The sequence below is a fragment of the Streptomyces cavernicola genome (assembly GCF_029968035.1).
Classification (GTDB): domain Bacteria; phylum Actinomycetota; class Actinomycetes; order Streptomycetales; family Streptomycetaceae; genus Streptomyces; species Streptomyces cavernicola.
This window is the reverse complement of record NZ_JASCIQ010000037.1, coordinates 74,452-86,203: the sequence shown is the minus strand read 5'-3', so window position 1 is coordinate 86,203 and position 11,752 is coordinate 74,452. Positions and strand designations below refer to the sequence as shown.

Annotated in this window: 8 protein-coding genes, 1 tRNA gene and 1 pseudogene; 2 read left to right on the top strand and 8 right to left on the bottom strand. The window is 69.5% G+C overall.

The genetic code is table 11. From position 1 onward, the window contains the following. The 4 genes and pseudogenes from QIS96_RS29145 to QIS96_RS29130 all read right to left on the bottom strand — a co-directional run. A pseudogene (locus QIS96_RS29145) lies at positions 1-366 on the bottom strand (hypothetical protein); the annotation flags it as partial. 1,152 nt (positions 367-1,518) lie between these two features. Continuing rightward, positions 1,519-2,340 (bottom strand): hypothetical protein, encoded by an 822-nt coding sequence (locus tag QIS96_RS29140; protein WP_282545773.1) that lies wholly within the window; start codon positions 2,338-2,340, stop codon positions 1,519-1,521. Then, on the bottom strand, positions 2,337-2,945 hold the full coding sequence (locus tag QIS96_RS29135; RefSeq protein WP_282545772.1) for an RNA polymerase sigma factor: 609 nt from the start codon (positions 2,943-2,945) through the stop codon (positions 2,337-2,339). The genes QIS96_RS29140 and QIS96_RS29135 overlap by 4 nt, the downstream gene beginning before the upstream one ends. A 350-nt stretch (positions 2,946-3,295) precedes the next feature. Next, positions 3,296-3,369, bottom strand: a tRNA-Gly gene (locus tag QIS96_RS29130). 584 nt (positions 3,370-3,953) lie between these two features. Between QIS96_RS29130 and dcd the strand changes: the two genes are divergently transcribed. Further along, positions 3,954-4,529, top strand: a complete 576-nt coding sequence (dcd, locus tag QIS96_RS29125) for a dCTP deaminase (RefSeq protein WP_282545771.1) — start codon at positions 3,954-3,956, stop codon at positions 4,527-4,529. Between the two features lie 26 nt (positions 4,530-4,555). Continuing rightward, entirely contained in the window at positions 4,556-5,044 is a 489-nt protein-coding gene (locus tag QIS96_RS29120) for a phosphoribosyltransferase (protein WP_408907278.1), read from the top strand. A 94-nt stretch (positions 5,045-5,138) separates the two neighbouring features. Here QIS96_RS29120 and QIS96_RS29115 read toward each other — a convergent pair whose 3' ends face one another. The 4 genes from QIS96_RS29115 to QIS96_RS29100 form a co-directional block, all read right to left on the bottom strand. Continuing rightward, positions 5,139-6,059, bottom strand: coding sequence for a Yip1 family protein (locus QIS96_RS29115; protein ID WP_282545769.1), 921 nt, complete (start codon positions 6,057-6,059; stop codon positions 5,139-5,141). Between the two features lie 178 nt (positions 6,060-6,237). Then, positions 6,238-7,683: an FG-GAP repeat domain-containing protein gene (locus QIS96_RS29110; RefSeq protein ID WP_282545768.1), complete on the bottom strand. Its 1,446-nt coding sequence runs from the start codon at positions 7,681-7,683 to the stop codon at positions 6,238-6,240. Next, positions 7,680-9,059, bottom strand: coding sequence for an FG-GAP repeat domain-containing protein (locus QIS96_RS29105; protein WP_456316887.1), 1,380 nt, complete (start codon positions 9,057-9,059; stop codon positions 7,680-7,682). Before QIS96_RS29105 ends, QIS96_RS29110 begins: the two co-directional genes overlap by 4 nt. 123 nt (positions 9,060-9,182) lie before the next feature. Beyond that, positions 9,183-11,456, bottom strand: coding sequence for a (Fe-S)-binding protein (locus QIS96_RS29100; protein WP_282545766.1), 2,274 nt, complete (start codon positions 11,454-11,456; stop codon positions 9,183-9,185). Between the last annotated feature and the right edge of the window lie 296 nt (positions 11,457-11,752).

Below are 11,752 nucleotides of genomic sequence, written 5' to 3'. Positions count from 1 at the left end.
AGTCGGGGCCAGGGCCGGAGTGTCCTCACTCACCACTGGTTCGGCGTCCGCCTGCGCCGGCTGTGAAGTCCCGTACGGAGCCGGCGGCGCGGTGGGCGCCGCGGAGATGGTGCCGGTGCCGGAGCCGGTGCCAGTGCCGGAGCCGGTGCCGAAGTGCTCCGCCGCCGCCGCGGCGAGAGCCTCAGCGAGAGCGTTCTCGTCGGTGAACTCCGCGTCCATCCGCTCCAGTTGGCGCTCCCTGCGCCAGTGCAGGACGCGATCCCACGCGGACGACACCCCGAAGGAACGGTCCGTGGTGAGGGCGTAGTTGACGGTGATCAGGGCGAGCCCGGCAGCGCCGGCCCACCAGGGCCAGTAGCCGCTCATGCGGGGCCTCCCATCCAGTGAGTGAATAGAGCCCACCAGCCGCGCTTCGGCCTGGAGCTCCGCCCCGTGCGTCCGGACGTACGGCCTGCAGGCCGAGGTGTCCGCGGGGGCGATGACGGGTTGTAGTGCGACGCAGAAATCGTCGGGGACGCCGAACCGAACTGAGCCGCATCCTCCGATGCCGCGGTCAAAGGTTCCGACGGCTCTGCCGGCCAAGCCGGTGCCGACTGCGACGAGTACAGGTTCTCCGGTGGCCGGGGATTCCCCTGTGGCGGAGGGGCCTGCTGGGGTCCTTGTTCAGAGCCGGCGTTGGGCCGGCCCGAGCTTTCGAGGTATCGAGCGTTGGCTCCGTTGGGGAGCAGGCTGATCGGCACCCGCTCGCCGGTGAGTGACACCTTGTAGCGCGCACAGCCGAGCCACCGATCCTCGCTGTCGCAGTAGTAATCGCGCCACCCTTGCAAACTCGCCCTGAGCAAGGGGAATAGGGGGCATCCTGCGGAGTGCGAGCAACTCACGTTGCTCCCTTCTGACCGTCGCACACCCCCGTTCCATGCGTGCCGGTCACCGTTCTCACTTGCCTCACCGCACCCAAGTCGACGATGTCAAAAGGTGCGGTGATGGCCTGTCACAGATCGGAGCAGTGCCTTCCTGCCTCGACCGGGCGAGATGGAACCACTGTTCGGTATCGCAAGCAACTTCAAGAGACGGCCACAAACGCCCGGCATCGACGAGCGCCGCAAAGCGCGCAATATCGGGCGCGACGCGGCTATATGCCCACCCCCAGCGACGGGAGAAGTGGATTTTTCGTGGAGGTTATGAACGGGTAGGGGGCTCCTCCGGGTGGAGGCGTGAATTCGCTTGTGACGAAACTGTTGATATTACTGGTCATTAACGAGGGTGCGCTGATGAATGAAGGAGTCCCATGTGCCGACGCGCTGTCTGCCAGTCATGCCGTAAGGCGACCTACGAGGGCTGCGGAGGGCACGTGGAGCAAGTACTCGCCGACGTGCCGACACCGCAGCGGTGCACGTGTGAGCCGGTGAAGCGCAAGCCGGTCCTCGCCGGGGAGCCGACGAATCCACCGAGATCGCATCGGGCCGGGCCGAAGGACGGCAGGTGGGCCCAGCTCATCGCCTGGATGAAGAGCGCTGCCTAACGCCGGTCGGAGCCGATCGACTGCTGGGCCTCGGCGCTCGGCTTGCCCTGGCCCTTGCCTGTTTCCTCTGCATTCTTCGTGCTCTTCGTCTTGCCGGTCTTCTGAGGCTCGTTCGTGGGCTTGTTCGTGGGCTTGTTCGTGGCCTTGTCCGGCTTCGGCGGCTCAGGGGTGAGGTCAGCCACCGCTCCGGTCAACCGGGCGCAGAACCCCGGGATCTGTCGTTCACCGCCCGCGGCACGGGCGAGGCGCTGCCATGCCGTGGCCTTCAGCGCATGGCCTCGGCCCTTTCCCTTCTTGTAGGCCCGGCAGTGTGCCTCCAGGTCTTTCACAGTGCCGGGGTGGGACGCGGAAGCGGTCGGTGACGTCGTCGGCTCGGTGGGCCGGGCGTCCTGTTCGCCACGGGTGGGCGCGGGCGACCGCAGTGGGCTGCTGGTGGGGACTTTGGGAGCAGGGTGTCGTGTGCTGTCGACCACGCCGATGGAAGCGACGGCGATACCGCCCAGCAGGGTGCTGGCCGCGAGGGCCAGGGCCCCACCGCGCGCCCGACGTCGCCTGCGCGTCGCCGGGCGCCAGTCGTCGCGTCGCCGGGTGCGCACGCCCGCGTCGTTCGTCGCGCGCGCACTGCGGAAGGCAGCGAGGGCGGCCTGTTCCCCACGGTCGTCCGCAGGGGGCTGTCGCAGTGCCTCACCGATCATCTCGGCGATGTCGTCCAGGCTGAACGCGCCGTCGCGTTCAGCGGTGGGGCCGAGGTGTGAGGCAGTTTCGGGTGGGTGAGCCTCGCCGCTCAACTGGTCGTCTCCGTCTCGGTGCGTGCTCATCCCGGTTCCCCAAGAGTGCGCCCGACATGGTGCTTCTCATGACTGGTGTCCAGCAGACGGGCCAGGCTCCTGAGGCCACGACGCTCCAGCGTCCGTACGACAAGGACGGGCCTGCCCAAGACCCGGGCGGTCGCCGGTTCGTCGAGGCGTACGACATGGCGCAGGAGGATGACCTCCGCCTGAGCGCGGGGCAGCCGGGCGATCCAGGACCGGGCCGTCTCGCCGGGCACCACGGCTCCGCGCGGAGGGTGGCCGGCGTGGTCTGCGGCCAGGGGCGACCGGAAGTCTGCCGAGCGGGGCAGCGCGCTGTGCCGTCGGAGGTGGCCGCGTAAGTGACGCCGGGCGATGCTCGCCGTCCAGCCGCGGAATCCGGGCCCATCGCCACGAAACCGCGGCAGGTCGCCGGCGATCTCCCGCCAGACGGCGGCAGCCACGTCGTCGGCTTCATCGCCCAGGAGTCCGCGCAGGTAACCGTCGAGGCCGGGATGGACCGATCGGTACAGGGCCGAGAACGCCGCCTCGTCACCGTCCTGGGCCCGTGCAACCGCCGTGCTCAGCGCCAGATCATCGGCCGACAGGTGCCGAACGCGCCTTCTCTCTCGCACGATCGATCCGCTCCCCATAGGCCGAGGCCGAGTAACGCTCCGGAGCGTACGACACCATCCACCAGCCCCCAAGTGGGCGATGTCCCCCTGCAACGGCCCCACGCCGAGTCGCCAACCCCCCTTGTTAGACGCGGCGTTCAGTGTCGTCGGGCGGGACAAAGGCAGGGGAGCGAGTTCGCTCGGGCCGGTGGGTGGTGAGTCGGAATACCCCTGGGGGCGGTAGTAAGGGAGGAACTCCCGACCCTCAACTGCCCGCTCCAGCCGCCCACTTGCGGCACGCGTATGGCACGAGCTCCGAAATTGGCCTAGACAACAAACAAACCCCAGGTCGCTGACCTGGGGTTCTGCCGTGGAGCGGGTGACGGGAATCGAACCCGCGCTCTGAGCTTGGGAAGCTCATGTTCTACCATTAAACTACACCCGCAAGATGCAAGGCCGTGACCTGTCGCATCGTGTGGACACCCTACCCCATCCTCGCCTCCCGGTGTATTCACCGGTGCTCGGGTATGCGCTTGTGCGGGGTCGAAGAGGCTGCGGGGAGCGGGAGTTGGGGCGTAGCGTGGCGGTGCGGAGTGCCGCCTGGAGGGGCGTCCCTTTCATCCCGTAATGTGAGGTTTCGTTGCAGTCGGCGACCCAGTGACTCACGTGGGGAAGGGACTCGAGGACTTGATGGAGCGCACCGTCGTCCGTTGTGCCGAAGGGCATGTTTTCAGCACCGCTTCGTTTCCGATGCAGCAGCTCGGCGCCGAGCGGATCGGGCCTGGCCGGCTCATCCGGTGTCCGCGATGTGCTCGGTTGCGGCATGCGGTGCCGTTGGACGAGGCGGCCAAGCGGTAAGAGCGGTCAGAGCGAGCAGCAAGGGCAAGTAGCGCGAGCGAGCGGTATCAGCCGGTGATCGTGAACGGGCAGTAGTGGGCTGGTGCTGAACCCGTAGCGAAACGGTTCGTGCAGAGCGCGTGGGCGGCGTCCGATTGGGGCGGGCCCACGCGCTCTGCGTATCCTCAGGGCGTGCTTCTCTCAGACAAGGACATCCGGGCCGAGATCGACGCCGGGCGGGTGCGGATCGACCCGTACGACGAAACCATGGTGCAGCCCTCGAGCATCGACGTGCGGCTTGACCGTTACTTCCGGGTGTTCGAGAACCACCGTTATCCGCACATCGACCCTGCCGTTGAGCAGACCGATCTGACGCGGATGGTGGAGCCGGAGGGCGACGAGCCGTTCATTCTGCACCCCGGTGAATTCGTACTCGCGTCGACGTACGAGGTCATCACGTTGCCGGACGATCTGGCCAGCCGGCTGGAGGGCAAGAGTTCGCTTGGGCGGCTCGGGCTCGTCACGCATTCCACCGCGGGTTTCATCGACCCCGGATTCTCCGGGCATGTGACGCTCGAGCTCAGCAACCTCGCCACGCTGCCGATCAAGTTGTGGCCGGGAATGAAGATCGGCCAGCTGTGCATGTTCAAGCTGAGCTCGCCCGCTGAATTCCCTTACGGCAGCGAGCGATACGGGTCGCGTTATCAGGGGCAGCGGGGCCCGACGGCTTCGCGTTCCTATCTCAACTTCCACAGAACGCAGGTGTGAGCAGCGGTATGAGTGACGTCGGTGGCGTGCGCGAGAATCTGACGTACGAGAAGTTCGGGGTGGCTGTGCGCGAGCTGGCGCAGGCCATCGCCGATGACGGATATCAGCCGGACATCGTGCTCAGCATCGCGCGCGGCGGTGTGTTCGTGGCGGGCGGTCTCGCGTACGCGATCGACTGCAAGAACATCCACCTGGTGAATGTGGAGTTCTACACTGGGGTCGGTACGACCCTGGAGATGCCGGTCATGCTGGCGCCCGTGCCGAACGCGATCGACTTCAGCAACAAGAAGGTGCTGATCGCCGACGACGTCGCCGACACCGGCAAGACGCTGAAGCTCGTGCACGACTTCTGCCTGGACACCGTCGCCGAGGTCCGCTCCGCGGTGATCTACGAGAAGTCGCATTCGCTGGTCAAGTGCGAGTACGTGTGGAAGCGCACGGATGACTGGATCAACTTCCCTTGGAGTGTCGAACCGCCCGTCGTACGTCGTGAGGGTCAGGTTCTCGACGCCTGAGAAGCGTGAAGAAAAGCATGAAGAAAGGGCCGGCGGGATTTCCCGTCGGCCCTTTTCGTTGTTTCCGGGTCCTGTCCCGTCCCGTACTGCCCCGCTAGAACGTGCCCAGCTTGATGAGCGACAGCAGGGCGAGGAGCTGGATGGAGGAGGCCGCGAGGGCCTTCGGCCACGGCAGGTCGTGGGACTTGCTCACCATCGTGGTGAACAGGGCGCCGGCCGCGACCCAGGTCGCCCAGCCGAGGATCTGCACCAGCGGGGCGTCGCCGCCCAGGAACATGGCGAAGACCAGGCGCGGGGCGTCCGTGATGGACATGATCAGCATGGAGAGGCCGACCGTCGGCTGCCAGGCGCCGTCGCCGCCGAGCTGGCGGGCCAGGGTGTGCGTGACCGCGCCGAGCACCAGGGCGCTGATGACGATGGCGACGCCGGTGGTGAGGACGATTGGGACGCTCGTCGCGAGCGTCGCGTTGATCGCGTCCTCGCGGGCCGTGTCGAAGCCGAAGACCGCGAGCAGCCCGTAGATGAATGTGACGACGAGCGCCGGGCCCCACACCGCGTGGTCCCGCATCTGCAGGAAGGTCGGGGCGGGGCGCATGACGATGCCGCGCAGCAGTTCCTTCCAGTGCAGGCGCGGCCCCATCGGGGCGGCCGAGGCGCCGGCGCGGTAGGTGTCGCCCTGGCTGTACGGGTCCTCGCCGATGGAGAACGCCTGCGTGTGCCCAGGGTTGTTGTTGGGCGCGAACGGGTCGTGCGGCGCGCCCTGCTGCGGGTACGGCGCCTGCTGCGGGTCGCCGAAGTACTCGGGCTCGCCGTGCGCACCGCCGCGCCCGTCGCCGTTTCCGCCGGGGCCGCCGTGCGGGGCGCCGCCCGCGGCGGGCCACTGCTGCGGGTACGGGGGCGCGGGCGGGCCGCCGTACGGCGGGTTCTGTCCGTACGGCTGCTGCTGCGGGTGTTGTTGCGGGCGAGGGCCCTGGGAACCGTTGTCCCGGCCGCGTCCGATCCTGAATCCAGCCACGTAATCGAACGTACCTGGTCTGCCGGGGTGGTGTGTGACGGTGATCGCATGAGGGGCGCTTTGCGGCCGAGCTGTGACAACCCCTAGGGGACGCCCTAGGGGTCTGGTTCGCCCTGGGGGTCTGGTGCGCTAGGGGCCTGGTGCCGGGGCGCCGTCCCCGCTCCCACCGCGCCGTCCCTCACTTCAACCGCAGCGGCACCCCCACCTCCTCCGGCCGGATCTGCTGTGCGTGCTCGGTGTCCAGGCCGGTCCGGGCGCCGGGGAGGACGAGGATCGCACCGCGCCCCTTGTTCCAGTACGGCGAGAACACCACCGCGTCCTGGCGCCGGTCCCCGTCCACGTCGAGGAGCCGCGCGCCCGACAGGTCCTGGGGCGCGGGTCGGCCGGGCAGGCCGGGGGCGTCGCCGGGGACGACCTGGGCGTCGGAGAGGCGGGGGCCGCCGGGGCCTTCGGGTCCGCCGGGCAGCAGGATCAGCTGGTCGGTGTCCATGAGGCTGAAGCCCGGCTTGGCGGTGAGGAGGTCGGGGGCGCCGTCGCCGTCGACGTCGCCCACGGCCGCGCCGAGGCCCCAGTTCGTGCCCTTGCCGGTGATGACCTGGGCCGGGCGGCCGCGGCCGAGGCCCGCCTTCGCGCCGTGGATCACGGTGAGGCGGCCGGTGCGTGAGGGGCTCTCGCCGACGGCCACCAGGTCGTCGACGCCGTCGCCGTCGACGTCGCCCGCGGTGCCGCCGCGCGGGCCGTCGTCGATGTCGGCCATGGCCTCGGCGAGCGGGGGCGTCACCTCGGGCCCCGGAACCAGACCGTCCGGGCTGCCCCGGTAGTAGGCGACCGGGGTGAGGTCCCGCGGCGCGGACTCGTCCTCCTCCGCGTCGTACGCGTACGTCATGATCACGTCGCTGCGCCGGTCCCCGTCGAAGTCGCCGGTGATGAAGCCGCTGGGGCTCGCGTACCCGTGCTGCCCCACGTCCAGGGGGACCTGGCGGGCGGCGCGGCCGGTGCGGTCGATGGGGCCGAGGAGCAGCCGGCCTTCCACGCGGCCGGGCAGCGCGCCCGGGTCGCCGGTGCCGCCCCGGCCGCCGGAGAGCAGGTCGGTGGTGCCGTCGCCGTCGAAGTCGCCGGCGGCGCGCGGGGCGAACTCCTCGGGTACGTCGAGGAGTTGGGGCTTGGACAGGCCGCGCGCCCCGCCGAAGATCGCGAACACCTCGCCCGGGTCCGGGTGGTTGCCGCGGCGGGCGACGAGGTCGGTGTAGCCGTCGTTGTCGAGGTCGGCGCGGACCAGTGCGGTGATCTCGTCGGCGCTGTCGCCGGCCGAGGCGCGTACGGCGGTCTCGGGGCGCAGGCCGGACGGGGAGCCGTAGACGACCACGAGGGTGCCGCGGTGCCGCTCGCCGTCCTTGCTGCGGGCCACCAGGACCTCGGCGTAGTCGTCGTGGCCGTCGCCGTTGAAGTCCCCCAGGGCCTCGTGGTCGAGCGGGTCGGGGGAGGCGTCGGGTTTGCCCGCGGGCGGGACGGTGGGGCGGGGTTTCGCGGAGCCGTCGGAGTCCGCGCCCGTGCCGCAGCCGGTGAGCAGCAGCGCGCCGATGAGCGTGAACAAGCCGACCGCGCAGGGGAGTTGAGGCTTCACTCGGTGCCTTCCGTCGTGCGGCCGTCTCCGGAATCGCCATCGCTGGAATCGGCGTCGGCGGCGCGCGCGGCCGGGACGAAGGCTGTCGTGGAGAACGTACGGGCGGGCCGGGCCGCGAGGCCGTCCTTCGTGCCGGGGAACAGGGCCACCTCGTCCCGGGTCTCGCCCCGGTGGGTGCGCAGGACGAGGTCGTCGAGCCCGTCCCCGTCGAAGTCGGCGACCGCGACGACGTCCCGCGTGCCCTCGGCCTTCGTCCGCGGGACCGTCGACCGCCGCGTCCCCTCGAAGACGTACGGGCCCTTCAGGCCGCCCGTGCCGACGACGAGCTCGGTGCGGCCGTCGCCGTCCAGGTCACCGCTGCTCAGGGCCGCGGCGCGCACGTCGAGCGAGCCCCGACCGGCGCCCGCCGCGCCCATGTCGTACCGCAGCTCGATCCGGCGCTCCCCGGCGACCGCCGCGTCCAGGCCCCGGCCCCGCCCGAACCGGCCGAACGCCAGCTCACGCCCCGCCGGGAACCTCGCCCCGGTCCGCGTCGGCCCGGCCGGACCGCCGAGGACGAGGCCGCTGCGCGACGTACCGCCCGATGCGCGCACCACGAAGTCGTCGCGGCCGTCCCGGTTCACGTCGAGTGCGGGGCCGCGAAGGGCCGTGCCGGGGGCGTCCAGAAGCGTGCCGGAGCGCGGGGCGCCGCGGCGCGCGCCGGACTTGGTGAACGGGCCGCGCAGAAAGCTGATCCGCGCGTTGCTGGCGTGCACGACCAGGTCGGCGCGGCCGTCCCCGTCGAAGTCGCCGCACACCGGCTGGTCCGACCACTCGTTGCCGCCCCGCGCACGCCCGGGAATGGCGAGCTTCACGGCCTTGCCGGTGAGCCCGCCGGGGGAGCCGAAGAGCAGCTGCAGCGGTACGGGCGGCCTGCCGATGCCGTCGTACGGCGGGTCGGTGGCCACGACCAGGTCGGTGAAGCCGTCCCCGTCGAGGTCGCAGCTCGCCGCCGCGTCGAAGGCGGCGGGCAGTTCGCCGTCGGTGGGCGCGGCCTGCTCGGCGGGGTCGAGCAGCTGCCGGGCGCGCGCGTCGGGGAGGCCGCCTCGGGTGCCGTACGCGATGCCGATGCCCGCGTCGTCGCCGTGGCTGTCGTGCACGAGGTCGTCCAGGACCAGGTCGCGCAGCCCGTCGCCGTTGAAGTCGGCCCCGCGGGCGGCGAGTTCGCTGCCCTTGCCGCGCGGCACGGGCAGGAGGGGGACTGCGTCGGCCTTCTTGGCCGCGGCCGGGGCGCGGGGCGCCGGTTCCGTACCACCGCTGCACCCGGCGACCAGCAACGCACAACCCAACGCCAGCGCGGCTCCCCGTACAGCTCCGGGTCTCCAGCCCTCACCCATGCCCCACCCCGCCCCTCCGCCCCTGCGAGCAGCCCACGTGAGCAGCTCACGATACGGCGAAGGGGGCCGCCCAGGCGGGCGGCCCCCTTCAACTGCGTACGACCAACTGTCGTGTACGAGCGGTTACTTCACCGGCTCGGGCTCGGGTGCGTCCTCCGACTCGGCCTCGCCCGCCGGCGGCTCCTCGGTCGGCGTCTTGACCGATTCGAGCAGCAGCTGGGAGACGTCGACGACCTGGAGGGACTCCTTGGCCTTGCCGTCGTTCTTCTTGCCGTTCACCGAGTCGGTGAGCATGACGAGGCAGAACGGGCAGGCAGTGGAGACGATGTCCGGGTTCAACGAGAGTGCCTCGTCGACGCGCTCGGTGTTGATGCGCTTGCCGATGCGCTCTTCCATCCACATCCGGGCGCCGCCGGCGCCGCAGCAGAAGCCGCGCTCCTTGTGGCGGTGCATCTCCTCGTTGCGCAGGCCCGGGACCTTGCCGATGATCTCGCGCGGAGGCGTGTAGATCTTGTTGTGGCGGCCCAGGTAGCAGGGGTCGTGGTAGGTGATCAGACCCTCGACCGGGGTGACGGGGATGAGCTTGCCCTCGTCGATGAGGTGCTGCAGCAGCTGGGTGTGGTGGATGACCTCGTAGTCGCCGCCGAGCTGCGGGTACTCGTTGCCGAGGGTGTTGAGGCAGTGCGGGCAGGTCGCGACGATCTTCTTTGCCGACTTGGGCTTACGAGTCGTCTCGTCCTCGTCGTCCTCGCCGAACGCGGCGTTCAGCGTGGCGACGTTCTCCATGCCGAGCTCCTGGAAGAGGGGCTCGTTGCCGAGACGGCGGGCGGAGTCACCGGTGCACTTCTCGTCGCCGCCCATGATCGCGAACTTGACGCCCGCGATGTGCAGCAGCTCGGCGAAGGCCTTGGTGGTCTTCTTCGCGCGGTCCTCCAGGGCGCCGGCGCAGCCGACCCAGTACAGGTACTCGACCTCGGTGAGGTCGTCGATCGTCTTGCCGACGACCGGCACCTCGAAGTCGACCTCCTTGGTCCACTCCAGGCGCTGCTTCTTGGCGAGGCCCCAGGGGTTGCCCTTCTTCTCCAGGTTCTTGAGCATCGTGCCCGCCTCGGACGGGAACGCGGACTCGATCATCACCTGGTAGCGGCGCATGTCGACGATGTGGTCGACGTGCTCGATGTCGACCGGGCACTGCTCGACACAGGCGCCGCAGGTGGTGCAGGACCACAGGACGTCCGGGTCGATGACGCCGTTCTCCTCGACGGTGCCGATGAGCGGCCGCTCGGCCTCGGCGAGGGCGGCTGCAGGCACGTCCTTGAGCTGCTCCTCAGAAGCCTTCTCCTCGCCCTCCATGGACTTGCCGCCACCGGCGAGCAGGTACGGGGCCTTGGCGTGCGCGTGGTCGCGCAGCGACATGATCAGCAGCTTCGGGGAGAGCGGCTTGCCCGTGTTCCAGGCCGGGCACTGCGACTGGCAGCGACCGCACTCCGTACACGTGGAGAAGTCGAGCAGGCCCTTCCAGGAGAACTGCTCGACCTGGGAGACGCCGAAGGTGTCGTCCTCGCCCGGGTCCTCGAAGTCGATCTCCTTGCCGCCCGAGGTCATCGGGAGCAGCGCGCCGAGCGAGGTCTCGCCGTCGGCGTTCCGCTTGAACCAGATGTTCGGGAAGGCCAGGAACCGGTGCCAGGCCACGCCCATGTCGGTCTTCAGGGCGACCGTGATCATCCAGATGAAGGAGGTCGCGATCTTCAGCCCGGCGAAGAAGTACGTGAGGTTCTGCAGCGTGCCGAGGTCGAGCCCCTCGAGCGCGTGGACGACCGGGTACGAGATGAAGAACGAGGCCTCGTAGCTGTCCACGTGGTGCTGGGCGCCTTCGAGGGCGTGCAGCATGAAGATGCAGACGCCGACGATGAGGATGACGGCCTCGACGAAGTACGCCTGGCCGATGTTGGACCCGGCGAAGCGGGACTTGCGGCCCGCCTTGCCCGGACGGCTCAGCTGGCGGATGACGATCAGCGTCAGGATGCCGAGCACCGTCATCGTGCCGAGGAACTCGACGAAGACGTTGTACGGCGCCCACTCGCCGATGATCGGCAGCAGCCAGTCGGCCTGGAAGAGCTGGCCGATGGCGTTGACGATCGTGAGCAGCAGGGAGAAGAAGCCCACCGCCACGAACCAGTGCGCGACACCGACGATGCCCCAGCGGTTCATCCGGGTATGGCCGAGGAACTCCCTGGCCACGGTGACGGTGCGCTGCACGGGCTCGTCGGTGCGGGTGCCCGCGGGCACGTTCTGACCGAGCCGCATGAAGTTGTAGATCTGCAGGAGGGCGCGGACGAACAGGGCCACGCCGACCACGATCAGAACCAGCGACACGATGATCGCGGCGAGTTGCATTTGGGGGCTCCTCGGGCCTGCGAGGGGTGGTCTCGTCGTTGACTACCGGGCTGACCGGTGACGATGGAGCTTCACCGGTGATTACTAAGCGGTAACTTATGCAGTCCGTCTGAGACTACCCACTTATTGAGCCGCACTGTAGCCACGGGTGCGGTGATCTGTGTCGCTCAGGCGACCCTGAGTGCGTGCCCCGCGCGCTGCGCGGGTCCGTACGGGTCTTGAGCCGGTCGGGGGTGCTCGGACGGTCGTCGGCTTTCCATGGGCAGCAAATCGTGTTATTCGCGACAAATAAGGCT

Coding starts and splice junctions, on each gene's coding strand:
- QIS96_RS29140 (WP_282545773.1), bottom strand. CDS start 2,340: ATGAGCACGCACCGAGACGGAGACGACCAGTTGAGCGGCGAGGCTCAC.
- QIS96_RS29105 (WP_456316887.1), bottom strand. CDS start 9,059: ATGGGTGAGGGCTGGAGACCCGGAGCTGTACGGGGAGCCGCGCTGGCG.
- QIS96_RS29100 (WP_282545766.1), bottom strand. CDS start 11,456: ATGCAACTCGCCGCGATCATCGTGTCGCTGGTTCTGATCGTGGTCGGC.